At 67.8% G+C, this 23,065-nt stretch carries 24 protein-coding genes; 5 read left to right on the forward strand and 19 right to left on the reverse strand.

The annotated features are described in order from the left end of the window. Positions 1 to 74: 74 nt before the first annotated feature. The 3 genes from ACN675_RS06415 to ACN675_RS06425 all read right to left on the reverse strand — a co-directional run bounded on the left by ACN675_RS06415 (position 75) and on the right by ACN675_RS06425 (position 3,814). Positions 75 to 1,031, reverse strand: a complete 957-nt coding sequence (locus ACN675_RS06415; protein WP_420750063.1) for an aldo/keto reductase — start codon at positions 1,029 to 1,031, stop codon at positions 75 to 77. A 70-nt stretch (positions 1,032 to 1,101) separates the two neighbouring features. Beyond that, the gene (locus ACN675_RS06420; protein WP_420750064.1) at positions 1,102 to 2,511 is read right to left on the reverse strand and encodes an acyl-CoA reductase; all 1,410 of its coding nucleotides are present in this window, start codon (positions 2,509 to 2,511) and stop codon (positions 1,102 to 1,104) included. 7 nt (positions 2,512 to 2,518) lie between these two features. Then, a complete protein-coding gene (locus ACN675_RS06425; protein WP_420750065.1) occupies positions 2,519 to 3,814 on the reverse strand; it encodes a hypothetical protein in 1,296 nt (431 codons plus the stop codon). Between the two features lie 94 nt (positions 3,815 to 3,908). Between ACN675_RS06425 and ACN675_RS06430 the strand changes: the two genes are divergently transcribed. Next, positions 3,909 to 4,583 carry a TetR/AcrR family transcriptional regulator gene (locus tag ACN675_RS06430; RefSeq protein WP_420750066.1) on the forward strand — a complete coding sequence of 225 codons (675 nt, stop codon included), beginning with the start codon at positions 3,909 to 3,911 and terminating at the stop codon, positions 4,581 to 4,583. 93 nt (positions 4,584 to 4,676) lie between these two features. Here ACN675_RS06430 and ACN675_RS06435 read toward each other — a convergent pair whose 3' ends face one another. The 3 genes from ACN675_RS06435 to ACN675_RS06445 are packed head-to-tail and all read right to left on the reverse strand — an operon-like array spanning position 4,677 to position 6,572. Further along, positions 4,677 to 5,306: a TetR/AcrR family transcriptional regulator gene (locus tag ACN675_RS06435; RefSeq protein WP_420750067.1), complete on the reverse strand. Its 630-nt coding sequence runs from the start codon at positions 5,304 to 5,306 to the stop codon at positions 4,677 to 4,679. A gap of 13 nt (positions 5,307 to 5,319) precedes the next feature. Continuing rightward, positions 5,320 to 6,132, reverse strand: a complete 813-nt coding sequence (locus ACN675_RS06440; protein WP_420750068.1) for an SDR family oxidoreductase — start codon at positions 6,130 to 6,132, stop codon at positions 5,320 to 5,322. Beyond that, positions 6,129 to 6,572: a VOC family protein gene (locus ACN675_RS06445; RefSeq protein ID WP_420750069.1), complete on the reverse strand. Its 444-nt coding sequence runs from the start codon at positions 6,570 to 6,572 to the stop codon at positions 6,129 to 6,131. The genes ACN675_RS06440 and ACN675_RS06445 overlap by 4 nt, the downstream gene beginning before the upstream one ends. A 101-nt stretch (positions 6,573 to 6,673) precedes the next feature. Between ACN675_RS06445 and ACN675_RS06450 the strand changes: the two genes are divergently transcribed. From ACN675_RS06450 to ACN675_RS06465, 4 genes are read left to right on the forward strand one after another with little or no spacing between them, the layout of a single operon-like run. Beyond that, positions 6,674 to 7,975 (forward strand): acyl-CoA dehydrogenase family protein, encoded by a 1,302-nt coding sequence (locus ACN675_RS06450; RefSeq protein ID WP_420750070.1) that lies wholly within the window; start codon positions 6,674 to 6,676, stop codon positions 7,973 to 7,975. Beyond that, on the forward strand, positions 7,972 to 8,994 hold the full coding sequence (locus ACN675_RS06455; RefSeq protein ID WP_420750071.1) for a phosphotransferase family protein: 1,023 nt from the start codon (positions 7,972 to 7,974) through the stop codon (positions 8,992 to 8,994). Before ACN675_RS06450 ends, ACN675_RS06455 begins: the two co-directional genes overlap by 4 nt. After that, complete coding sequence (locus ACN675_RS06460) at positions 8,991 to 9,773, forward strand: enoyl-CoA hydratase/isomerase family protein (RefSeq protein WP_420750072.1); 783 nt, start codon at positions 8,991 to 8,993, stop codon at positions 9,771 to 9,773. The genes ACN675_RS06455 and ACN675_RS06460 overlap by 4 nt, the downstream gene beginning before the upstream one ends. A 4-nt stretch (positions 9,774 to 9,777) precedes the next feature. After that, positions 9,778 to 10,743, forward strand: coding sequence for an NADPH:quinone oxidoreductase family protein (locus ACN675_RS06465; RefSeq protein WP_420750073.1), 966 nt, complete (start codon positions 9,778 to 9,780; stop codon positions 10,741 to 10,743). A gap of 64 nt (positions 10,744 to 10,807) precedes the next feature. On the opposite strand, the gene ACN675_RS06470 is transcribed toward ACN675_RS06465, so the two are convergent. The 13 genes from ACN675_RS06470 to ACN675_RS06530 all read right to left on the reverse strand — a co-directional run bounded on the left by ACN675_RS06470 (position 10,808) and on the right by ACN675_RS06530 (position 22,892). Continuing rightward, entirely contained in the window at positions 10,808 to 11,302 is a 495-nt protein-coding gene (locus tag ACN675_RS06470) for a hypothetical protein (protein WP_420750128.1), read from the reverse strand. Continuing rightward, entirely contained in the window at positions 11,299 to 11,904 is a 606-nt protein-coding gene (locus tag ACN675_RS06475) for a TetR/AcrR family transcriptional regulator (RefSeq protein ID WP_420750074.1), read from the reverse strand. The genes ACN675_RS06470 and ACN675_RS06475 overlap by 4 nt, the downstream gene beginning before the upstream one ends. Positions 11,905 to 12,036: 132 nt before the next feature. Then, positions 12,037 to 13,185: a thiolase family protein gene (locus tag ACN675_RS06480; RefSeq protein ID WP_420750075.1), complete on the reverse strand. Its 1,149-nt coding sequence runs from the start codon at positions 13,183 to 13,185 to the stop codon at positions 12,037 to 12,039. 40 nt (positions 13,186 to 13,225) lie between these two features. Then, positions 13,226 to 14,035, reverse strand: coding sequence for an enoyl-CoA hydratase/isomerase family protein (locus tag ACN675_RS06485; RefSeq protein ID WP_420750076.1), 810 nt, complete (start codon positions 14,033 to 14,035; stop codon positions 13,226 to 13,228). Next, positions 14,032 to 15,273, reverse strand: coding sequence for a CaiB/BaiF CoA transferase family protein (locus tag ACN675_RS06490; RefSeq protein ID WP_420750077.1), 1,242 nt, complete (start codon positions 15,271 to 15,273; stop codon positions 14,032 to 14,034). Before ACN675_RS06490 ends, ACN675_RS06485 begins: the two co-directional genes overlap by 4 nt. Next, on the reverse strand, positions 15,273 to 16,040 hold the full coding sequence (locus ACN675_RS06495) for an SDR family NAD(P)-dependent oxidoreductase (RefSeq protein ID WP_420750078.1): 768 nt from the start codon (positions 16,038 to 16,040) through the stop codon (positions 15,273 to 15,275). Before ACN675_RS06495 ends, ACN675_RS06490 begins: the two co-directional genes overlap by 1 nt. Continuing rightward, a complete protein-coding gene (locus ACN675_RS06500; RefSeq protein ID WP_420750129.1) occupies positions 16,040 to 17,206 on the reverse strand; it encodes an acyl-CoA dehydrogenase family protein in 1,167 nt (388 codons plus the stop codon). Before ACN675_RS06500 ends, ACN675_RS06495 begins: the two co-directional genes overlap by 1 nt. Before the next feature lie 97 nt (positions 17,207 to 17,303). Further along, positions 17,304 to 17,618: a hypothetical protein gene (locus tag ACN675_RS06505; RefSeq protein WP_420750079.1), complete on the reverse strand. Its 315-nt coding sequence runs from the start codon at positions 17,616 to 17,618 to the stop codon at positions 17,304 to 17,306. Beyond that, positions 17,615 to 17,968, reverse strand: coding sequence for a hypothetical protein (locus ACN675_RS06510; RefSeq protein WP_420750080.1), 354 nt, complete (start codon positions 17,966 to 17,968; stop codon positions 17,615 to 17,617). The genes ACN675_RS06505 and ACN675_RS06510 overlap by 4 nt, the downstream gene beginning before the upstream one ends. Further along, the gene (locus ACN675_RS06515) at positions 17,965 to 18,672 is read right to left on the reverse strand and encodes an ABC transporter ATP-binding protein (RefSeq protein WP_420750081.1); all 708 of its coding nucleotides are present in this window, start codon (positions 18,670 to 18,672) and stop codon (positions 17,965 to 17,967) included. Before ACN675_RS06515 ends, ACN675_RS06510 begins: the two co-directional genes overlap by 4 nt. Continuing rightward, positions 18,669 to 19,382: an ABC transporter ATP-binding protein gene (locus ACN675_RS06520; protein WP_420750082.1), complete on the reverse strand. Its 714-nt coding sequence runs from the start codon at positions 19,380 to 19,382 to the stop codon at positions 18,669 to 18,671. The genes ACN675_RS06515 and ACN675_RS06520 overlap by 4 nt, the downstream gene beginning before the upstream one ends. Then, positions 19,360 to 21,495, reverse strand: coding sequence for an ABC transporter permease subunit (locus tag ACN675_RS06525; protein WP_420750083.1), 2,136 nt, complete (start codon positions 21,493 to 21,495; stop codon positions 19,360 to 19,362). Before ACN675_RS06525 ends, ACN675_RS06520 begins: the two co-directional genes overlap by 23 nt. Next, on the reverse strand, positions 21,495 to 22,892 hold the full coding sequence (locus tag ACN675_RS06530; protein ID WP_420750130.1) for an ABC transporter substrate-binding protein: 1,398 nt from the start codon (positions 22,890 to 22,892) through the stop codon (positions 21,495 to 21,497). The genes ACN675_RS06525 and ACN675_RS06530 overlap by 1 nt, the downstream gene beginning before the upstream one ends. Between the last annotated feature and the right edge of the window lie 173 nt (positions 22,893 to 23,065).

Consider the following 23,065-nt stretch of genomic DNA (forward strand, 5'->3'; position numbering starts at 1 on the left):
GGTCGACGCCGCGACCGGTGCCCCGGTGATCCAGTGGTCGAGTGTGTCCATCGAGCTCACAGCCCTTCGTGACGTCAGGTTCGGAGCCGCGCGGGTCCCGGGGTTGCCGGGGTGTCGCGCGGGGCGGCCGGCGGGGGCAGAGTGCGCCTCTCGTACAGGCCGTCCAGGAAGTCGTGGGGGTAGCCTAGACGGATTCGGGTGGCGTCGTCGAGCCGGGTGAGATGGTCGTCGTCGAGATCGACGGCGAGGGCTCCGATGTTGTCCCGCAACTGTTCCACGGTGCGCGCCCCGATCGACGGGAGCAATCCGCGGCTGCGTACCCAGGCGATCGCGACGCGGGCCGGCGTGGTGCCCAGTTCCGCGGCGATCTCCCGGGCCGCGTCGCGGGCGCGGCGCACGACCGACGCGAGCTTCTCCTCCCGTTCGGACGAGAGTTCCCGGGCGAGCAGTCCCCGCGCGAGGGGGCTCCACGCGCACATCGCGAGGTCGTGGGCCTGCGCCATGGGAAGCAGTTCCCGTTCGGCTGTCCTTGTGACGAGGGAGTATTCGACCTGCAGGGCGCAGAAGGAGGTCCACCCGCGCAGTTCCGCGATCGCCGCGGACCGTGCGACCACCCACGCCGGCGTGTTGGTCACCCCGATCGCGAGGACCTTGCCGGAGCGCACCAGATCGTCGAGCGCGCGCAGCGTTTCGTCGACGGGGGTGAACCGGTCCCACGCGTGCACCCACAGCAGGTCGATGTACTCGGTGCCGAGGCGCCGCAGGCTGGTCTCGATGCTGCGGCGCAGGCTCTTCCGGTGGTTGCCACCGGAGTTCGGGTCGTCCGGGTCCGTGCACAGCGTGTATTTCGTACTCAGGACGACGGAGTCGCGCTCCCCGGCGACGAGCCGGCCGAGGATCTCCTCGCTCGCTCCGTCTGTGTAGTTGTTCGCGGTGTCGACGAAGTTCCCGCCGGCCTCCCGGTACTCCCGGTAGATCGCGCGGGAGGTCTCCTCGTCGGCGCCGAAACCCCAGTCGGTTCCGAAGGTCATCGCGCCCAGGCAGAATTCGCTCACACGAATCCCGGATCGGCCGAGTACCCGCCAGGGCATGGGTGTCGGTTCAAGCATCGTCGTCCACCACCCAGTTCACGAAGCGGTGCAGCGGGTACATGCCGTCGTGGGGGCTGCCCATGCTGCCGGTGAGGGCGCTGCCGAGGCGGACGATGCGCTGGACGCCGGCGGTGGCGAGCAGGTCGCGCACCTCGGTCTTGCGGTGGGCCGGGTAGACGCCGACCGTCTGGGTGGCGACCGTCGCGTAGGACGCGGCGTCGCGCATGTCCCGGACCGGAATGACGTTGACGGTCTTGTTCGTCGGATGGAAGTCCACCATTTCCGGCGAGCGGACCACGAGGCCGCTGCCGTCGAACGTGCCCCACACGCGGTAGTCCGGTTCGAGGAATCGCATTCCCTCGACCGCGTCCCGGATCTCCGCGTTGGGTTTCGGACCGGCAGCTTCCGCGAAATCGCGGTCCACACCGAGGCGCTCGTGCAGCAGGGCGCAGAATCGGTCGGTCTGCTCGACGTCGCCCTCGATGCAGATGTGCCGGGCCGCGAGGCACGCGTCCTGGTTGAAGATCGTGGCGTCGCGGGCGGCCAGTTCGGCGACCTCGCGCAGCGTCTCTTCGGATTCGAAGGCCTCGCGGCCGACGATCGACATCGACACCTTGGGGTCGAACGAGATCAGCTGGAATCCCGGACCCGCGTACTTGGCGGCGTTCTCGATCGCGGAACCGCCACCCCACGCGACGAGTTTGTCGAAGTACTGGGAGCGGTAGAGAATGTTCTCGACCTTCTCGTCGCCGCCGCGCCAGTACACCGCCGACATGGATCGGAGCACCGGATGGCCGGGAGCGATGTCGGCCATGGTGCGGAGCACGGCGACGGTGGTGAACGGGTCGGCCGAGGGCATCTTGAACAGGTTGACGCCCTTGGTCAGTGCGGCATCGGCGATGGTGGTCATCGCGGCGCTCGGGGAGTTGCCGGCCATCATGTGGACCAGGCGCGGCGGGAACGCCCGTACCCGGCTGACGTTGCCGTTCGGGTCGGTGCGCTCGGACCAGCCGTCGAGGACGTCGAGGCTGCCGAACGTGCGCTCGAGCCGGTATTCGAGTGCCTGCCTGGTCAGGAACTGGCCCGGACGCGCGAAGGTGTTCTCGATGATGCGCCGCGGAAGCGCACTGACCTGCACGGTCATCTCGAGTGATTCCTGCAGGTATTCGTTCTTGTCGAGGGTCAGGTGCTGCGCGGTTTCGACGAGGAAGTCGATGATCTCCGAGATCGGGACGTCGAACGCGGGGCCGACCTCCGATCGCGGTGCGAACAGGCCGTTGTATTCGAGTTTCGGTGTCACGAACGGAACACCGAAGTCGCGGGAGAGGTATTCACTGTCCTCGCCCCAGACGAGCTCGCCGCGAACGAAGTGGGGCACCCGGATCTCGGACGTGGCAGGGGCGGAAGTGGTTGCGGTCATGGTCGTCTCATTCCTCGATGAACCCGCGGACGTAGGCGTCCATGGTGCCGGCACACGTGATCTTGTCGTCGTCTCCGAGGTCGGTGAAGCGGGCGATGCCGGGCAGGACGGTCGGGCCGCTGCGTCCGCACGGGCAGTCGCGGAGGTCGACGGTGATGCGGTCGCCGGAGATCGTTCCGCCCCAGCGTCCGTCGACCGTCGTGTCGAAGAATGCGGCGCGACCGGTGACGGCGTCACCGTCCGGTTCGGCGAGCTTCGTGCCGTCCTTGTCGAGCACGAACAGGACGATCTCGTCGGGTACGTGGTAGCGCCCGCCGAGGCACCGCGGCATGCGGAGGTTGAGTTCCTGCATCGAGTAGTAGTGGAAGAAGCGTTCCGGGGCGATGTTCAGCATCCGGAAGATCTGCTCCTGGTAGTCGTCGGGCAGGGTGTTGCCCTTGAGGCCGCCGCCGACGGTCAGCGCGTTCGCCCCGGTGATGTCGCCGTCCCGGGCTCCCTTCTCCCGCAGGATCTCGACGAGCCGGAACAGCTGGGTGAACTGGGAGTTGAAGAAGACGCGCTCGTCGGGACGGGCCAGAATGTGGTCGGCCCAGTGGTGCAACCGGCGTTCCTGTTCCGCTGCGCGCACCTGTGCCTCGGCCTCGAATGCGGCGATCTCGTCGGGTGCGGCCGTGCCGTCCGCCATGGCCCGGCGCATCGCCTGCAGCCGTGCCATGTAGCGGTGATGACCGGTCGGCGGTGTGCCCTCGAACAGCGGGATGCCGTCGGGCCGGCGGTACTTGTCGATGATCATGTCGCGCATCGCGACGTGCGCGCTCTGACCGGTGTCGGGGCCGACAGGGATGACGTGCCAGGTCCGCTCCGGCGGCAGTCCCATCTCGGTCAGTCCGTCGATCATGTTCTGCATGTTGGCTTCACGGTCACGCAGGGACTTGTTGAGGAACGATCCTTTTCCGCTGGTGCCGCTCGAGCTGGACACGAGGTGGCCGGCGGCTTCGAGTGCCTCGATCCAGCCGTCCACGTCCGTGACACCCGAGACGTCGACGTCGGTGACGCGATGGGCCGACACGGAGTCGAGCCACCGATTCATGGTGGCCCACTGGCCTTTCGCGATCAGGGATTCCGGGTAGCTCTTGTACGTCGTGTGGGGGAAGAGCAGCGGGATCATGTCCTCACGGGAGGTGATCTGCGTGATGCCCTCCGCCTCGGCGCGCTGCGCCAGCAACGGAACCTGCTGCTTGCGCTGCTGGAAATGAGAATCGAGCGTGGCGATGACGTCCCGCTGCATGGTCGTCTCGGACATGTGGGCCTCCGGCCGGTGGGGGATTCGCTGCGATAACTTTACCCATCGGTCAAGTTAAATGTCCATAGCGGAATCGCCTGGCACACTTCGTTTCATGACACCGCAGAAGCCCGACGGTTCCGCCGCACCACGACGCGGTGGGCGCCCCACCCGGGAGCAGGCATCCCAGCTCGACCGTGCCGTCCGCGAAGCGGCGCTGAAGCTGTTCCTCGAACACGGCTACGAGGGCACGTCCATGAACGCCATCGCCGCCGAGGCCGGCACCACCAAACCGACGCTCTACGCCCGGTTTCCCACCAAGGAGGACGTCTTCCGGTCCGTGCTCGGATGGGCGATCCAGCGGCCGAACTGGCCCGTACCCGAACCGGAGGACCCGGACCTGGACGACCTTCCGGGCGCCCTGACCGCGATCGCCCAGGCTGCGCTGCGCCGCGCGCTCGATCCGTCGATGATCAAGCTCGAGCAGATCGCCATCGCGCACGCGTCGCGCTATCCGGACCTCGCCCGCCGCACGTACGGCACGGGATTCTGGCCGCGCCGGCAACTCGTCGCCGACCTGCTGCGACGGCACGCCGCGACCGGAGCGATCCAGGCCGACGATCCGGACGTGCTCGCCGAGCACTTCCTCGGAATGGCGACCGGTGCGCCCTCACGGCTCGCCTCGTTCGGCATTCTCCGCAGCGAGGAGGAACAGGAACGGCACACGGCGATGGCCGTGGAGATCTTCCTTCGCAGCCTGCGGCCGGACGCGCCCTCCGACCCGGCGTAGATCAGCGTCCGGAGACTGTGTAGCTCAGCGCCGGGAGGCTGTGTAGCTCAGCGCCGGGAGGCTGTGTAGCTCAGCGTCCGGAGGCTGTGTAGCTCAGCGCCCGGAGGCTGCGGTCCGGAGGCAGAACGCGGTGATCCGGTCGATGTCACCGGGAGCCGGCACAACCCGTCGCCAGAGGTGATCGACGAGCATGCCGATCGTCGCGTGTGCGGCGAGGTTCGCGTCGAACTGCGGGTCCGCACTGCCCAATTCGGCGAAGGGTGCGTGCAGCAGGCCCGCGAGCGGGCCGCTGGGCGAAGGCGGACCGGACTCGCTGTACTCCCCCAGGCCGGCCGTGTTCCACAGCACCGCCCGGGTGGCCGCGCCGACGTCGTCGGCGCCCTGCGACATCACGCCCTCGACCCAGCGCCGGACCTGCCCCTCCGGCGTGGTTTCCTTGCTCATCTGATGGGCGACATAGTCGCGGAGGCGTGCGGTGCCGTCCTCGAGGATCGCGGCGACAAGTGCGTCCTTCGACCGGAAGTGCCGGTAGAAGGCATCGTTCGACAGGCCGGATTCGGCGACGATGTCCGCGACTCGCGCGCGCGAGGCCGTGCCGGACTTCTTCATCACCACCACGGCCGCATCGAGAAGACTGCGAACCTCGTTGGCGTAGTTGTCCCCTCGTCTCGCGAGCGTGCGCTGCGCGATACGGTACGCGAGGTCGTCGGCCGGTTCCGTCATGGTCATCCCTGTTCTACGTGCTCATCGCGGCGCACACGCCTCCGTCGACGAGAAGATCTGTGCCGCTCAGGAAGCCCGCGTCATCCGAGAGCGCGAACGCTACCACGGCCGCGACCTCGTCCGCACGGCCCGTCCTGCCCAGTGGGGTCTGCTGCACGAACCCGGCCATCCGGGGATTGTTCTCCGCTTCCTGCCGCCCCTGCGGGGTGTCGATGATGCCCGGCGAGACCGAGCAGATCCGGGCCCCGCGCGGACCGAGCCGCACCGCCTCGCGGCGCACGAACCGCTGCACGCCGAGCTTGGCCAGCGCATATGCGGCGCCGCTGTGCTCGACGGTCGGACCCGCTGCGGCACGGATCCGGTCCAGGAACCGGTCGCCGAGCGGATCGTCGAGCACCTCGGCGACGTCGGGTGTCAGTCCCGATTGCGCCATCGACGCCGCCATCGACGCGAAGCACACGGTCGCGGTCCCGGCCGTGGCGAGCGGACGCAACGTCTCGGCCAGCCTCGCGGTCGCGACGAGATCGACGGTGAAAATCTGCCGCCAGTCCGCCATCGTCGGCGAGATTCCCGCCGCGTGCGCCACCGCGCGCAGCGTGCCGAGTTCGGACACGCGGTCGGCGAGGCGGGTGAGCGCATCGCCGTCGGTGATGTCGAGGACGATCGGCTCCACCGCACCCGCGGGGGCCAGGGTTTCGGCGGCGGCAGCAGCGGTTGCGGCATCGCGGTCGACGAGCAGCAGGACGTCCACCGTCCCGGAAAGTCGTTGCGCGCAGGCGTACCCCATTCCCCGTCCCGCGCCGGTCACGACGCCCACCGTGGTCATGCGCCGGCTCCCCAGCACCGCTGCAGCCCCTGCTCCGCGGCGCGGGTGACGAGTTCGATCCGCAGCCCGGTCGTTCCGCGGAGGAATGCGAAGAACAGGCCTCCGTCGGCCCCGGCCCGGGTGGCCTCGGTGACGAATCCCCGCGCGACCAGTGCGGTGGCGTCGGCCGCGACGTCGTCGGACCAGTATCCGGCGTGGTGGATTCCGCCGCCGGCCTCCCACATCGTTCCCGGGACGCTGCGCACGACCTCGAGGCGGGGTTCGGTGATCGAGTAGGCGCATCGCAGATCGACGGTGCGGTCGCCGGCGGGAAGCGTCACGGGCACCGCGCCGCCGACCTCCGGTCCCCACTCGTATCCGAGGAGCGCGGTGAACTCCTCGCGGGTCGACTCCGGGTCGTCCGCCACGACGCCCAGGTGGAACAGGTCTTCGGCCTTCATCGCTCGCCTTTCCGCACATCGTCTGTGCAGTGCCGTTTCCCGTCTCAGAATTGCATTCTTGATTGCAAGAGTCATATTCTCACTCGTGGAGAGGAGATGCAATGGCATGGGATTTCGAAACCGACCCCGAGTACCAGGCGAAACTCGACTGGGCTGACGCGTTCGTGCGTGAAGAGGTCGAACCCCTCGATCTGGTGTGGGAACACGAACAGTTCGTTCCGCTCGACGGCGCCCGGCGCAAGGCGATCGAACCGCTCAAACAGGAGGTCCGGGAACAGCGTCTGTGGGCGACGCACCTCGGGCCCGAACTCGGCGGTCAGGGCTACGGCCAGCTGAAACTCGCGCTGCTCAACGAGATCCTCGGTCGATCGAGCTGGGCGCCGATCGTGTTCGGCTGCCAGGCACCGGACACCGGCAACGCCGAGATCATCGCTCACTACGGCACTCCCGCGCAGAAGGAGCGCTACCTGCAGCCGCTGCTCGACGGCGAGGTGTTCTCCTCGTACTCGATGACCGAACCGCAGGGCGGTGCCGACCCGGCACAGTTCCGGACCCGGGCCGTCAAGGACGGCGACCACTGGGTGATCAACGGCTGGAAGTACTTCTCTTCCAACGCCCGGACCGCCGAGTTCCTCATCGTGATGGTCGTGACGGATCCCGACGTCCCGGTGCACAAGGGCACGTCGATGTTCCTCGTCCCCACGGACACCCCGGGTGTCGAGATCGTCCGCAACGTCGGGCTGTACGGCGAACCGATGAACGAGGGCACTCACGCACTGATCCACTACAACAACGTGCGGGTGTCCGCCGACGCGCTGCTCGGCGAGGAGGGCGGGGCGTTCGCGGCCGCGCAGGTACGCCTCGGCGGCGGCCGCATCCACCACGCCATGCGCACGATCGGATTGGCGCAGAAGGCGATCGACATGATGTGCGAACGCGCTCTCAGCCGCGAGACAGCCGGTAGCCGCCTCGCCGACAAGCAGACCGTGCAGGGTTACATCGCCGACTCCTACGCGCAGCTCACGCAGTTCCGGCTGTTCGTGCTCAACACCGCGTGGAAGATCGACAAGTACAACGACTACAAGAAGGTGCGCAAGGACATCGCGACCGCGAAGATCGTGATGCCCACCGTCCTGCACGACATCGCTTGGCGCGCAATGCAGGTGCACGGTGCGCTCGGTGTCACGAACGAGATGCCGTTCTTCCGGATGATCCACGGCGCCGCGGTGATGGGTCTGGCCGACGGACCGACCGAGGTGCACAAGACGACCGTCGCGAAGCAGGTTCTGCGCGACTACGAGCCGATCGACGACATGTGGCCGTCGGAGTGGATCCCGAAGAAGCAAGAAGCTGCCCGGGCGAAATTCGCCGACTACCTCGAACTCGAAGTGGGGAACCTGTGATCGACACCGAACGCCTCGCCGCATGGATGGACGAGCAGGGCCTGCCCGGCAAGGGAGCCCCGCTCGAGGCGAAGTACCTGTCCGGCGGTACCCAGAACGAGATCTACAAACTCACGCGTGACGACTTCACGTGCGTCATCCGGATCCCGCCGGCCGGCGCCCCCGTCGACCGCGACAGCGGAATCATGCGCGAGTGGCGCATCATCCAGGCGCTGGACGGCACCGACGTGCCGCACACGAAAGCCGTGGCCGCGTGCGAGGACACGTCGGTGCTCGGACGTTCCTTCTACCTCATGGGGTTTGTCGACGGCTGGTCCCCGATGGATCACCGCGGCACCTGGCCCGCGCCGTTCGACTCCGACGTCGAGGCACGAAAGGGACTGGCCTACCAGCTCGCCGAGGGCATCGCCCTGCTCTCGAAGGTCGACTGGAAAGCGCAAGGCCTCCAGGATCTCGGGCGGCCCGAAGGCTTCCACGATCGGCAGGTCGACCGCTGGACCCGATTCTTCGAACGGATCAAGACGCGCGAGATCGAAGGTATGGATGTCGCCACCGAGTGGCTGCAGACCCACCGCCCGCTCGACTACGTCCCGGGTCTGATGCACGGCGACTACCAGTTCGCGAACGTGATGTACCGCAACGGTGCTCCCGCGAAGCTCGCGGCGCTCGTCGACTGGGAGATGGGGACCGTCGGCGATCCGAAGCTCGACCTCGGCTGGATGCTCATGAACTGGCCCGAGGACACCAGCGCCATCGAGGACAGCGCGGTCAGCTACGTCGATCTGACCGGGATGCCGAACCGCTCGCAGATGCTCGCGCACTACGCCGACGTCTCCGGCCGTCAGGTCGACGACCTCGACTACTACCTGGTGCTGGCGAAGTGGAAGCTTGCCATCGTCCTCGAACAGGGCTTCCAGCGCGCGGGCGACGACATCAAACTGCAGTCGTACGGTCCGGTCATCGTCAACCTCATGAAGTCGGCGGCGGAACTCGCCGAGTCGACGGACTACAAGGGATGACCGGCGGATTCGACGGGCTCGTCACGGAGAGGCGCGGGCAGGTTCTGGTCCTGCGCCTCGACCGTCCCGAGGCCCGCAACGCCCTGACCGGTCCGATGATGCGCGGTCTCGGGGCCGCCGCACGCGAAGCCGAGAACGATCCGGAGATCCGGGCGATCGTCCTCACCGGGTCCGGCGACCGCGCGTTCTGCTCCGGCATGGATCTGCGTGTGTTCGCCGAAGGAGGGTCGGTGGGGTTCGACAACCCGGACGACGCCGACGCCTACCGCCGGCTGTCCGCCGGGGAACTCGCCGTCCCGGTGGTGGGCGCCGCCAACGGCACCGCCGTCGGTGGTGGGCTCGAACTGCTCCTCGGATGCGACATCATCGTCGCCGCCACCGAGGCGAAGTTCGGTCTCCCCGAAGTGAAGCGGGGCCTGTTCCCGGGTGGTGGGGGCACGACGATCGGGACACGCATCCCCGTCGGCGCCGCACTCGAGATGACGTTGACCGGAGATCCGATCACCGCGACCCGTGGCTACGAACTCGGACTCGTCAATGCGGTGGTCGCCCAGGACCGGGTTCTGGACACCGCGCTCGGATACGCGGAGCGGATCGCTGCGAACGCGCCGCTCGGGCTCGCCGCGTGCAAGGAGCTGGTCCGGCTGTCGGTGTCCGACTCCGCGCTCGCTGCATCCCGGCTGAAGGAATGGCAGAGCACCGTCTTCTCCAGTGCGGACGCCAAAGAGGGTGCGGCGGCGTTCGTCGAGAAGCGCGCCCCCGTATGGCAGGGCAGGTGATCGCATGCGTGCAGCGATCTGCCCCGAATACGGATCCATCGAGGTCGTTCGCGTCGGCACCCTCGATCCGCCCGCACTCGAGCCGGGCAAGGTCCGGGTGCGAGTTGCCGCGGCCGCGGTGAACTTCCCGGATGTCCTGCTCGTCGCCGACAAGTATCAGGTCAGCGTTCCGCCGCCGTTCGTTCCCGGCAGCGAATTCGCCGGTGTCGTCGAGGAATTGGGCGACGGGGTCGAGAACTTCGCGGTCGGTGACCGGGTCGTCGGCACCGGCATCGTCGGGGCGTTCGCGGAACAGGTCGTCGCCCCGGCGCGGAACCTGACACCGATCCCGGACGGCGTCGACGCCCACGTCGCCGCTGCGTTCGGTGTCGCGCATCGGACCGCCTATCACAGTCTGCGATCGGTGGCCCGGGTCCGCCCCGGCGACGAGGTGATCGTGCTCGGCGCCGGCGGCGGGGTCGGGCTCGCGGCCGTCCAGCTCGCCGTGGCCATGGGGGCGACCGTCACCGCGGTCGCGTCCACCCCCGACAAGCTGGAGGTCGCCGCGTCCTACGGGGCGCGTCACCTCGTCGACCACCGCACCGTGGATGTGCGGACGGCGCTGCGGGAGGCGCTGCCCGGTGGCGCCGACGTGGTCCTGGACCCGGTCGGCGGCGACCTGTCCGAGGTCGCGCTGCGGGCGCTGCGGCGCGGCGGACGGTTCGTCACGATCGGCTTCGCCTCAGGCGAGATTCCGCGGATCCCGCTGAATCTCGTACTCGTCAAGGGCGTGCGGATTCTCGGATTCCAGTTCCAGGACCTGGATCCGGACGAGATGCGGCGCAACGAAACCGAATTGCGTGAGTTGCTCGCGACCGGCCGGGTCGTCCCTCACATCGGCGCGCGCCTGCCTCTCGACGACACCGTCGAGGCGCTGCGCATCGTCTCCGACGGCCGGGCGATCGGAAAGGTCGTCATCGACGTGGCGTAACCGCCCGGTGTGCCTTTCCGGCGGCTACAGGCGCCGGAAAGGCACACCGGCGGCGAAGCCGCACTCATCCCACCGATGCGAATCCGAACGATCGTTCCGCTCCACCGCTGCGGAACTGTTCGACCACACCGGGTGCGGTGGACGGCACCGACGCCGCCGCGAGGGCGTGGGACTTGAAGGCGCGTGCCGCCAGGCTCAGCTGGTGCTGGATCGAATCGAACTTCCGATCCAGATCCGACGGCAGGGCATCGCCCCACACTGCGATGCGGGTGAGGCCGTTGTCGAGCGCGTCGATCATGCCCTCGCGGATCCGGCTGTCCGCTTCGTACAGATCCGCCGACACCGCAATGGATTCGGGCATCGGGCCGATGGGCGAGGACAGTGCCGACTCCAGATCGACGGTGTTCGCGCCGAGGATCCGGATCGGACGCACGTCCTTGGGATCGGCCACGGCGACCGTGACCTCCCAGCCGGCCATCACGTGGTCGAAGAGCCAGCCGCCGGCGTACTGGACGGCGTCGGCGACATTCGGTGCGACGACGGCCAGCCGCCTTCTCAGCTGGTGGCGTCGGGCATGAGCTGTCGAGTAAGCGACTGTATGTACTCCCGGAACACCGCGGTAAGAGGAATCGATGGATCGAGCAGCCATGAGGTTTCCATTCCGTTGAGAAAGGCGACGATCTCTACAGCCTTGGTCGCGGGGTCCACGTCGGCGCGATACCGCCCTGCGCGTTGGCCGCGCCGGATGCCGTCCTCGACGGTGTCCAACGAAGCCCGGTATCGATCGAGCAGGCGACCGTGCAGGGGTGCAGCCGGATCGAGGTTCTCGATCACCAGCGTGGCGAACATCCCCACCAGTTCAGGTGAGCGCTCGAATCGCTCCGGCACCCTCCCGAGCTGTTCGAGCAGGTCGCCGGACCGATCCGCGTGTGCATCGTCGTCGCGGTCGCGGGCATCGAGCACCGCATGCAACAACTGGTCCTTGGACTCGAAGTGATGCAGCAGCCCAGCGGTGGTGACACCGGCCTCTCCAGCGATCTGGGCGAGGGTCGTGTTCCGCCAGCCGTTCCGCGCCAGCAGTCGCTGCGCGACGGAAAGAATGAGCTGACGGCGATCCTCGCCCTTGGAGAGGAGTGTGTCGTACGGCCTCGGTGCTGACACCTCGCTCCTTTCGGACCAACCTACTTAGTACACAGTAGGTTGGATTTCCGGATGTGACAAGGGTCTCATATCGAGCAGTTCCGTGCAGCAGCTCACACGGATTCCGAGTACCCTTCCCCAGGATTCTCCCGGCTATCGGTCCACGAGTTCGACGACGGTCGCGTTGGCCGTACCACCGCCCTCGCACATGGTCTGCAGCCCGTACCGGAGCCCGTTGTCGCGCATGTGGTGGACCATCCTCGTCATGAGGATGGCTCCGGAACCTCCGAGGGGATGTCCCAGCGCGATCGCGCCACCGAGAGGATTCACCCGCGCCGGATCGGCACCGGTCTCCTCGAGCCAGGCCAACGGCACCGATGCGAACGCCTCGTTCACCTCGAACACCCCGATGTCACCGATTCCCAGTCCCGCCTTCCGCAGCACCTTCTCGGTCGCCGGGATCGGACCGGTCAGCATGAGCACCGGATCGGAGCCGGCGACCACCCCGGCGCGGTACCGCACGATCGGGGTGAGACCCAGTTCGCGCGCCTTCTCAGGCGTGGTGACCAGCAGCGCCGCTGCGCCGTCGGCGATCTGCGAGGAGTTCCCCGCGTGGATCACCCCGTCCTCCTTGAACACCGGCTTCAGGCCCGCGAGCTTTTCGACGGTCGTGCCGCGCCGTAGCCCCTCGTCGCGCGCGACCGTCCCGTCCTCGGTCTCGACCGGCACGATCTGGGCGTCGAACGCACCCCGGTCGATCGCCGCCGCCGCCCACTCGTGGGACTGCGCCGACAGTTCGTCGAGCCGGGTCCGCGAGAACCCCCACTTCTCGGCGATCATCTCGGCGCCGAGGCCCTGGTTGAACTGGAAATTGTCGTAGCGGGCGAGCGCGCGCGGCCCGTACGGCATGCCGTCGGCCCTCGCCGCGCCGAGCGGCACCCGGCTCATCGACTCGACACCGCCGGCGACCACGACGTCCTGCTGCCCGGACATGACCGCGTGCACGGCGAAGTCCAGGGCCTGCTGGCTCGACCCGCACGCCCGGTTCACCGAGGTGCCGGGAATGCTCTCCGGCCAGCCCGCCGCGAGCACCGAGTACCGGCCGATGTTGCTGGACTGGTCGCCGACCTGGGACACACAACCCCAGACCACGTCGTCGACGATCACCGGGTCGATCCCGGTTCGCTCCGCGAGCGCCGTGAGCACCACCGCGGACAGGTCCGCCGGGTGCACACCCGCCAGCCCGCCGTTGCGCTTGCCCACCGGTGTCCGGACCGCCTCCGCGATCACCACTTCACGCATCTACTTCTCCCATTGTCATCCGAGGACAGGTCACGCGGCGCTACTGTGCGCGGCTGACCGTCCACTGTCCCGTGAATCGCGGTTCCCGCTTCTCGACGAACGCCGAGAACGCCTCCGGCGCGTCGGCCGTCGCGAAATTCGTTGCCTGTGCGCGTGACTCGTTCGCGAGGGCGTCGCGCAGAGTCCGGTCGGCACCCTCGTTGAGCAGTGCCTTGGTCTGGGCGAGCGCAACCGGCGGCCCCGCGACGAGCTTGCGCGTGAGTTCGTCGACGAACACGTCGATTTCGTCACCGGGAACCACCCACGTCACGAGATTCATCGCGTGTGCCTGCTCGGCATCGATCGTCTCCGCGAGCAACGTCAGACGCTTCGCCTGCTGAAGACCGACGAGCTTCGGCAGCAGCCACGAACCACCGAGATCCAGCGACAGTCCCCGCTTCGTGAAGATCTGCGAGAACGTCGATTCCGGGGTGGCCACCACCAGGTCGCACCCGAGCGCCAGGTTCCAGCCCGCACCCACCGCCACACCGTTCACCTTGGCGACGGTCGGCACCGGCAGGTCGTGCAACAGCAGGGCGACGTCGGTCAGCACCCGCATCTTGCGCATCGGGTGCGAGGTGCCGGGATTCGCGATGTCCGCGCCCGAACAGAACGCGCCGGCAGCACCGGTGATCACCAGGGCACGCACGTCCGGGTCGGTCCCGGCGTCGTCGAGTGCGTCGCGCAGGCACCCCCACAGTTCGGTGTCGATCGCGTTCTTCCGGCGTGGCCGGTTCAACGTCAGTGTCCGGACGCCGTCGCGGTCGTCGCGCAGCAGCACCGGTCCCTCGGACCGGGACTCGCCGGTCACCGCCGGTACTCCGGGCCGATTGCGCCCTGGCGGCGCAGTTCCTCGATCTCGGACGGCGAGTATCCGAAGTCGGACAGCACGCGGTCGGTGTGCTCACCGAGACCGGGGACCGGGTCCATCCTCAGTTCGCGCCCGGCGATGATCGGCGGTGGCAGGATCGCCTGGATCGAACCGGCCGGCGTGTCGAGCGTCCGCCACCGGTCGCGCTCGCTCAACTGGGGATGAGCAAGCACCTCACTCGGAATGTTGTAGCGCGAGTTGCCGATTCCCGCTTCGTCGGCCGTCTTCTGTACGTGGGCGAGATCGTGGCGGGCGCACCACTCGCCGATCGCCTCGTCGAGCACGGCACGGTTGCGGACACGGTCGGAGTTGGTCCGGAACCGTTCGTCCTCCGCCAGATCGTCGCGCTGCAGGATCTCCCGGGCGAGCCGCTGCCATTCCCGGTCGTTCGTCGTGCCCAGGACCACCGTCTGCTCGTCCGCCGTGCGGTAGGCGCCGTAGGGTGCGACCGCGGGCGAACTCATCCCGAGCGGTTGCTGGTTCACGCCCGAATGCTGGGTGTAGGTCAGGGGGTAGCCCATCATGTCGGTCATCGTGTCGAACAGACTGACCGACACCGCCTCGAGACCGCGGTTGCGCTCGGGATTCCGCGCCTTGCCGAGCAACAACGCCAGGATCGACAGGGCCGAGTACAGGCCGGTCGAGATGTCCGCGAAGGGCGGCCCCGGTTTCGCCGGCTCACCCGGGAAGCCGGTCACCGCGCACGATCCCGCTTCCGCCTGCACGAGAAGGTCGTACGCACGTTTGTGGGACAGCGGTCCCCCGGAGCCGTAGCCGTCGATCTCGACGATGATCAGCTCCGGGTAACGCTTCTCGAGTTCCGCGGCGGTCAATCCGAGGCGCGCGGTCGCACCGGGCGCCAGGTTGGACACGAGCGCGTCCGCCGACGCCAGCAGCCGGTGCAGCACGTCCAGTCCGGCATCGGACTTCAGATCGAGCGTGACCGACTCCTTGCCCCGGTTCGCCCACACGAAGTGCGCGGCAAGACCACCCACCACATCGTCGTAGTCCCGGGCGAAGTCCCCGCCCTTCGGGTTCTCCACCTTGATGACGCGGGCCCCGAAGTCGGCGAGCACCCGGGTGGCCATCGGCGCCGAGACCGCCTGTTCGAGGGTGACGACGGTGACCCCGTCGAGCGGACCGGCCGCGGCACCGGCGGATGCCGGTTCCGGTGTCATCACATCACCATTCCACCGTCCACCGGCAGCACCTGGCCGGTGACGAAGGAAGCGGCATCGGACGCGAGGAACACGAACGCTCCCGCAACCTCCGACGGTTCTGCCCAGCGGCGCAACGGAATTCGGTTGAGCATCTGCTCGGCGAACTTCGCGTCGGTGCGGATGGTGTTCGTCATCGGGGTGGCCGCGAGCGGCGCGATGGCGTTGACGAGAATGTTCTTGCGGGCCAGTTCGCGCGCCAGGGACTTGGTGATACCGATGATGCCGGCCTTCGCCGCGGAGTAGTTCACCTGACCGAGCGTGCCCGTGATTCCGGCCGACGACGTGACGTTGACGATCCGGCCGGTGCCGTCGGTCGGGAGGAACGGCAGCGCCGCCTTGGCGCAGTTGAACGCGCCCAGCAGATGGATGTCGAGCATCTTCTGGACGCTCTCGGTCTCGAGGTCCTTGAACATCGCCGGTTCGGTGACCCCGGCGTTGTTCACCAGGATGTGCAGCGCGCCCTGGCCGAACCCGGCGGCCCGGGCTGCGGCGGCGTCGGCGGCGGCGCGGTCACGCACGTCGAGTCCGACGCTGTCGGCCTTGCCGCCGTTCGCGGTGATGCGCTCGGCGACGGCGGCCGCGGCGTCGGGGTCGATGTCGGTCACCATCACCGAGGCACCGGCCGCGGCAAGTGCTTCCGCGACCGCGGCGCCGATACCACCGGCCGCACCGGTCACCAGCGCCGACCGCCCGGTCAGGTCGAACAACGGATTGCTTCCTGCCATCAGTAGCTCCTCGGCATTCCCAAAGTGTGTGATCCCAGATAGTTCAAAATCATTTCCTGGCTGATCGGGGCGATTCGCATCACCCGAGCCTCACGGAAATAGCGGGCGACGTTGTACTCCTCCGAGTACCCCATGCCCCCGTGCGTCTGCAGCGCCCGGTCGGCCGCGGTGAAACCTGCTTCGGCGCAGAGATATTTGGCGGTGTTCGCCTCACGTCCGCACGGCCTGCCGTTGTCGTAGAGCCAGGTCGCCTTGCGCAACACCAGTTCTGCGGCATCGAGATGTGCCAGCGAGTCCGCGAGCGGGAACTGGATTCCCTGGTTCATGCCGATCGGCCGGCCGAACACCTCACGCTCGTTGCCGTACTTGACGGCGCGGTCCAGAGCGACCCGCCCGATGCCGAGAGCCTCGGCCGCGATGAGCATACGCTCCGGATTCAGACCGTCCAAAAGATACTGGAATCCCTTGCCTTCCTCGCCGACCCGGTCCTCGACGGGGACGCGGAGGTCGTCGATGAACAGCTCGTTGGAGGACACCGCGTTGCGCCCCATCTTCCGGATCGGCCGGACTTCGACACGGCTTCGATCCAGATCGGTGAGGAACAGCGTCATGCCGTCGGTCTTCTTCTCGACCTCGTCGTAACGCTGGGTTCGGGTCAGGAGGAGAATCTTCTCGGACTCCATCGCCTTGGAGATCCACACCTTGCGCCCGTTGACGATGTAGTGGTCGCCCTCGCGGCGAGCGAACGTGGTGATGCGCGAGGTGTCCAGTCCCGCACCGGGTTCGGTGACACCGAAGCACACGTGCAGATCACCGCTGGCGACCCGTGGCAAGGTCCGCTGCTTCAGCTCGTCGGATCCGTGCACCACTACCGGGTGCATCCCGAAGATGGACAGGTGGATCGCGGTCGCGGCATTCATGCCACCGCCGGATCGCGCGACCTCTTCGAGAAGAATGGACGCCTCGGTGATGCCGAGGCCGTGCCCGCCGTACTCCTCCGGAGTGGTGATGCCGAGCCACCCGCCGTCGGCCAGCGCCTTGTAGTACTCCGTCGGAAACTCGTGCGCGAGGTCCTTTTCCATCCAGTACTGGTCGCCGAAGTTCTTCATCAGCTCGGCGACCGACCTGCGGATCAGTTCCTGGTCCTCGGTCAGCTCGAAACTCATGCCACCGGGCACAGCCATGTTCTCAACTTCTTTCGTCGGTTTCCCGTGGGCCCGCCGGATCGGGCCCGGCGGCCCCACGGGACGTGATCGTCGGTACTCAGTCGGAGGCGGGAAGCGCCTTGGCCGCCTTGACGCTCAGCGGAACTCCGTTGTAGGTCAGCTCACCCACACCCGGCGAGGTGCACAGGACCTCGAGAGTGTCGTTCTCGTCGACGTACCGCTTGCCGATGAGCGTGACGAGATCGGTGATGCCGGCGGTCGAGGGGCGGCCGCCGGTTGCCGGAACCATCGGGCTCCCACCGCACGCCAGTACTCCCCCGGCGTCGGCCGGTGCACGGACGACGACCACACGGACCGTGCATTCGGCACTGGCGAGCTGTTCTCCGGCGCGGAGCGGAGTCGAGGTGGTCATGCTTCAACCTCACTTTCGGACGTGCGCTCGGCGAGCATGCCGAGATCGAAGGACTGACGTGCCATCCAGAACCGGAGGAATCCGGTGAGCGAGTAGCGCAGGTACAGTGCCGCGCCGACGACCGCGACAGCGACGCCGAGAATCGAGACCACGATCGCGTCGCGCTGCACGAGCGCGTCGGACGTGTTGTGCGACATGAAGTATGCCACCACTCCGAGGATCGGGCCGATCACCATGAGGGCGATGCCGAGCCGCAGCCACAGCGACGACCGGCCGGCGGCGGGATCGGGGATCTTCAGCTCGGACAGTTCACGGGTGAATCGGTCCGCACGGGATTCGGTCGAGGTCATGAGGGACTCCCTAGGTAGAGGGCGGCGAGCTCGGATCGGAGACCGCTGTCGGGATGGCCTTGTTTCTGGATGCGTCCGCGCACGAGAACTGCTGCGTGGTCTGCGAAATCGAGTACGGCATTCGCGAACTGCTCGACGACGAGGACCGCCACGCCGCTGCGGGCGATCTCGGCGACCTCGTCGTAGAGCCGGCCGACGACCAGCGGCGCCAGCCCCATCGACAGTTCGTCGAGCAGCAGGACCGCGGGATCGGTGGCCAATCCCCGGGCGAGCGCGAGCATCTGCTGCTCGCCGCCGGAGAGCGTCCCGGCGGTCTGCGTCGCACGCTTGGCGAGGATCGGGAAGCGCGAGAACGCGACCTCCTCGATCTGCTCGCGGGGTGTGCCCGTGAACGTCATCATCAGCAGGTTGTCGCGGACGGACATGTTGGGGAACACGCCGCGACCTTCCGGGATCAGGCAGACCCCGGCCCGCGCCAGGTCGCGCGGTGCCACTCCGGTGACGTCGCGCCCACCGAGCACGAGCTGCCCGGAACGCAGCGGGTGGACCCCGGCGGCGGCCTTGAGCGTGGTGGTCTTGCCGGCACCGTTCGGGCCGAGCAGTGCCACCACCTGCCCGGCGGAGACGCTCAGGTCGATCCCGTGCAGCACGGTGATCTCGTCGTAGGCGGCGCGGGCGTCGCGCAGCTCGAGGATGGCGGTCATGCTTCCCCCAGGTAGGCCGCGAGTACCTTCTCGTCCTTGCGGATCACGTCGGGCGCTCCGACGGAGATGATCCGGCCGAGATCGAGAACGTAGACCTGATCGCACACGTTCATGACCAGTTCCATGTCGTGCTCGACGAGCAGAACCGCGGTTCCGTCGTCGGCGAGGGCCCGCAGGAGACCGGCGAACAGCTCGGTCTCCTGGGGGTCCTGTCCCGCGGCGGGTTCGTCGAGCAGGATCAGGCTCGGGTGGACCGCGAGCGCCCGCGCGACCTCGACGAGCCTGCCCATGCCGGTGGACAGCGCGTCGGCCGTCGTGTCGGCGAGGTGGTGAAGGCCGAGCCGGTCGATGATCTCGTTCGCGACCTGATTTGCTCGGCGACGTTCCGGGCCGAGTTCTGCTGCGACGAGCAGATTGTCGCGGACGCTGAGCCGGCCGAACAGTTCCAGTCGCTGGAACGTCCGGGCGAGACCGTGACGGGCGCGGCGCGCCGGGCCGGCCCGCGTGACGTCGTGTCCGTCCAGGTACACGCGGCCCGCCACGGGCCGGCGCAGCCCGGTGATGACGTCGAACAGGGTGCTCTTGCCGGCACCGTTGGGGCCGATGAGCCCGGTGACCTGCCCGCGTTCGGCTTTCAACGCGACCCCGTCGAGGGCGCGGTGGCCCCCGAACGCGACGGCGATGTCGTCAACCTCGAGTTGCGACGGCACGATCGAGCACCTCCTGATCCTCTGGAGTCCAAGGACGTTTCACGCCCCACCACTCGACGGGTATCTCCTCGACCGGACCGTCCGGTCCCGGCGGTGCCTTGCGCCGCGAGTTCGACCAGACGCGGGCGGCGAGAACACCGGCGACGATGCCCGCGAAGAACACGTACCCGTTGATCATGTCGCCGAGGCGCAGCAGCCACAGCGCGGCGATCCATCCCACGAGCGTCGAGACGACGAGCGTGTCGCGGAACGTCGCTTCCCATTCCTTGCGCATCGAGGGCACGACGCCCTCGTCGACGGCCCCGGACCCGTAGGCGAGTCCGGCCGCGGCGGGCAGGGTCTGCACGAGGTTCTGCGCGCCGGGCCACAGCGCGACGATCGCGTTGAGCGGCCCGGCGATCATCGTGCCGGTGAACAGACCGTTGCCGACGACACCGAGACCACCGACGACAGCGATGAGGAAGATGCCCAGTCCGGCAATGAAATTGAACTGTTCCGGTGCGACGGATTGCAGCTGCATCCCGTAGAGCGCACCGCCGAGTCCGGCGATGCCGGCAGAGATCGCGAACACGACCGTCTTCATCATCAGCAGGCTGCCGCCGAGGGTCGCGTAGGCCGCTTCACTGTCACGCAGCGCGATCAGTTGCCGGCCGAGCCGGCCACGGCGCAGGGCCGCGACCCCGATGGTGACGAGGGCGAGGCAGATCGCCGCGAACACGGTCAGTTCCGCCGGGGTGTCGACCTGGAAACCGAACAGGCTCGGCCCGACCAGATCGATCGAACCCTGATTGAAGAACGCGATCTCCATCCCGAAGACCTCGAAGGAGGGCATCGAGAAGATCCACCGGTCCAGCACGACCGCGATGGCCGCGGTGCCGAGCGCGAGGTACACCCCCGACAACCGCAGCGCCGGGATCGCGACGATCGCACCGGCGACGCCCGAGACGACCATCACGGCGAGCAGCGCCCACCACTGTCCGTCCGCACCCAGGTGTGCGCACACGATCGCCCCGATCCCCGCCATGCTCAGCTGGGCGAGGGAGATCTGGCCGGCGTAGCCGACCAGCGGAACGAAGGACATCGCGATCACACCGAACGCGAAGATCTGCCCGTAGGTGATGAGATCGCCCTCGCCGAGCACGGTGGCGAGGATGATGCCGAACGCGACGATGACACCGGCGAAGGCGAACGTTCCTCGTACCGTCGGCACCGGCACCTGGCTGAGGTTCCGGTCGCGGCCCCGCAGTCGGCCGTGCGGGAACAGCAGCAGCGCGAGCAGCAGCAGGATCGCCGGTGCGGCCAGACGCAGGCCCGGCAGGTAGTCGTTCTGCGGCAGGTAGCCGGCCATGTAGGCCTCCATGCACCCGACCACGACCGCACCGACGAACGTCATCGGCAGGCTCTCGAGGCGCCCGAAGATCGCCGCCGCGTAGGCGCTGACGATCAGCAACGACAGCTGGGTGGCCTCGAGCGCGACCATCGGGGCGATGAGCACGCCGCCGAGGGCCGCCAGCACGGTTCCGAGGATCCACGCGACACGATTGGCGCGGACCGGGTCCGCACCGGTCAGACCGACGAGTGCACGATCGTCGACCGTCGCCCGCATCTCGGCGCCCGTGCGCGTGTTGAACATCAGCACGCGCAGTCCCAGCGCCACCGCGACCGCGACGATCATCGTGAGTGCCTGGTGCCAGGTGATCGTCGCCGAACCGATGTGGAACGCCTGATGCTCGTTGAAGAACGTGGGCAGCGACCGTGCCTTGATGGGATTCCAGATCCACCGCGCCAGCGCGATCAGGCCGCTGAGCATCGCGATGGTCATGACGAGCTTCTCGGCCTCGCCGAGTCGCTGGACCGGACGCAGCAACCGTTCGACCAGAAGACCGAACGCCGGCGCCAGCACCAGCAGCACGACGGCGACCGAGAGCCACACCGGCCAGCCCCAGCCGACGCTGAGCTGCCAGTAGGCGAAGGCCGCCATCATGCCCGTGGCCCCGTGCGCGAAGTTGAACACACCGGTGGTCGTGTACGTGACGACCAGGCCACTGCTGATGATCGCGTAGACCGCGGCCGTGGTGAGGCCGACGATCCCGAAGGTGATGAACTGTTCCATTATTGGACGTCGCTCATGCTCTTGCCGACTTCCGCGAGCGTCAGCGGCGCTCCGAAGTCCTGCGTGATCTTGCGCGGCGGGAGGTCACACCGGTACAGACCGTTGTCGGGGTTGAAATCGGCGGTCTCCCAACCGTCCGGGGTCGCCTTCTCGACGTTGAAGCACGCCTTCGGCGGCAGCGGCGTCTGCAGATCCGACGGTGCGTGCAGTCCACCACCCGTCCATGCCGTCTCCTGACGCGCGGTCTCGTACACGCATGCGCGGGTCAGTTCGTCACCGCAGGCGGCGGCGGCCTTGGCGAACAACAGCCAGGACGACCAGGCGCGCATCGCCGGCAGGGTGATCTGCGCGTCGGGCGCGTACTCCGCGTACAGCTCCTTCAGCTGCTCGACGGCGGGTTCGTCGCTTTCGAGCGGCGCCATCCCGCTGAGGTCGACGAGGTTGTTCTGGTACTCCGCGGAACGGCCGAGGAGGTCGATGAACTGCGCGTTGTAGGCGTTGTTGTTCGCATCGATCCAGTCGAGCTTGTAGTCCATGTTGGTCAGGACCTCTTCGAGCTTGGCGAGCTGATCGAAGCTGCCCATGAAGACCAGGCCCTTGACGCCCTTGCTCTTGATGGTCTGCGCGTAGGGGGTCCAGTCCGACACCCCCATCGCCGGGTACAACTCGTTGTAGACCACGGTCGCGCCCAGCGATTCGAAGGTCTCCTGGGTGACCGCGCCGATGACCTTGGTGACGGCCGAGTCGCCGTTGATCATGCCGACGGCGGACTTGGACTCGGGGTAGGCCTCGTCGACGACCCACTGGCGGAATCCGGCGTAGTTGTCGTATCCCGGGATCTTCGCCGGCGAGGCGCTGATCTCGAGGTCGGCACCGGCGGCACCCTCCTGCACGGTCTGGGCCGTGAACGTCGGAAGCAGACAGTTCAGGCGCTCCTTGACACCGAGACCGTCGAGCGCCGCACCGCCGCCCACGAGGGCGAAGTCCTCGCGGCACGCCTCGATCATGCGCTGGCGCGGTTCCATCAGCTTGGCGTCGCGGGTGTTGGCGACGAGGGTACGGCCGTTGATGCCGCCGTTGTCGTTGCACCAGGAAGTGAAGACCTTTGCGGCATCGACGAATTCGGGGTTCTTGGTGAATCCCATATCGGTGAAGACGCCGACTTCGATCTGCTCCGCGGTGACGCCCTGGGCGGAGGCCGTCGAAGCGTCGCCGTCCTGGCACACCTCGGTCAGGTCACCGAAGTCCGCGGAGAGCGCCGACGATCCGCCACCGCTGCGGTCGTCACCGCTGCCCGTCTCGGATCCCGTGCGGCCGCCGCACCCGGCGACGAGCACCGCGATCGCGGCCAGCGCCACGGCGGCCCGTCCGGTGCCCGCGACGAATCGTCGACGCACCTCGGGTACCGGAGTCTGCTGTAGTTTCACGTTCTTCCTCCCCCTGCAGGCCCGTTCGGGCCGACCGGTAGTTGACAGGAGAGCGACGCCGTCCGCAGGGTCGCGGTTGCGCCGTGAATTCCCGGGCCATAGTGCTCTCGCCTGATAGGGAAACTATCCTCTCGCTGTAGGAG

It is taken from the genome of Rhodococcus sp. O3 (genome assembly GCF_048897285.1).
Lineage (GTDB): Bacteria > Actinomycetota > Actinomycetes > Mycobacteriales > Mycobacteriaceae > Rhodococcus.

Bases quoted from the DNA above. Each gene is read 5' to 3' on its own strand.
- ACN675_RS06415 (WP_420750063.1), bottom strand. From the start codon at position 1,031: ATGACCTTCGGAACCGACTGGGGTTTCGGCGCCGACGAGGAGACCTCC.
- ACN675_RS06420 (WP_420750064.1), bottom strand. From the start codon at position 2,511: ATGACCGCAACCACTTCCGCCCCTGCCACGTCCGAGATCCGGGTGCCC.
- ACN675_RS06425 (WP_420750065.1), bottom strand. From the start codon at position 3,814: ATGTCCGAGACGACCATGCAGCGGGACGTCATCGCCACGCTCGATTCT.
- ACN675_RS06430 (WP_420750066.1), top strand. From the start codon at position 3,909: ATGACACCGCAGAAGCCCGACGGTTCCGCCGCACCACGACGCGGTGGG.
- ACN675_RS06435 (WP_420750067.1), bottom strand. From the start codon at position 5,306: ATGACGGAACCGGCCGACGACCTCGCGTACCGTATCGCGCAGCGCACG.
- ACN675_RS06440 (WP_420750068.1), bottom strand. From the start codon at position 6,132: ATGACCACGGTGGGCGTCGTGACCGGCGCGGGACGGGGAATGGGGTAC.
- ACN675_RS06445 (WP_420750069.1), bottom strand. From the start codon at position 6,572: ATGAAGGCCGAAGACCTGTTCCACCTGGGCGTCGTGGCGGACGACCCG.
- ACN675_RS06450 (WP_420750070.1), top strand. From the start codon at position 6,674: ATGGCATGGGATTTCGAAACCGACCCCGAGTACCAGGCGAAACTCGAC.
- ACN675_RS06460 (WP_420750072.1), top strand. From the start codon at position 8,991: ATGACCGGCGGATTCGACGGGCTCGTCACGGAGAGGCGCGGGCAGGTT.
- ACN675_RS06465 (WP_420750073.1), top strand. From the start codon at position 9,778: ATGCGTGCAGCGATCTGCCCCGAATACGGATCCATCGAGGTCGTTCGC.
- ACN675_RS06480 (WP_420750075.1), bottom strand. From the start codon at position 13,185: ATGCGTGAAGTGGTGATCGCGGAGGCGGTCCGGACACCGGTGGGCAAG.
- ACN675_RS06490 (WP_420750077.1), bottom strand. From the start codon at position 15,273: ATGACACCGGAACCGGCATCCGCCGGTGCCGCGGCCGGTCCGCTCGAC.
- ACN675_RS06495 (WP_420750078.1), bottom strand. From the start codon at position 16,040: ATGGCAGGAAGCAATCCGTTGTTCGACCTGACCGGGCGGTCGGCGCTG.
- ACN675_RS06500 (WP_420750129.1), bottom strand. From the start codon at position 17,206: ATGAGTTTCGAGCTGACCGAGGACCAGGAACTGATCCGCAGGTCGGTC.
- ACN675_RS06505 (WP_420750079.1), bottom strand. From the start codon at position 17,618: ATGACCACCTCGACTCCGCTCCGCGCCGGAGAACAGCTCGCCAGTGCC.
- ACN675_RS06510 (WP_420750080.1), bottom strand. From the start codon at position 17,968: ATGACCTCGACCGAATCCCGTGCGGACCGATTCACCCGTGAACTGTCC.
- ACN675_RS06515 (WP_420750081.1), bottom strand. From the start codon at position 18,672: ATGACCGCCATCCTCGAGCTGCGCGACGCCCGCGCCGCCTACGACGAG.
- ACN675_RS06525 (WP_420750083.1), bottom strand. From the start codon at position 21,495: ATGGAACAGTTCATCACCTTCGGGATCGTCGGCCTCACCACGGCCGCG.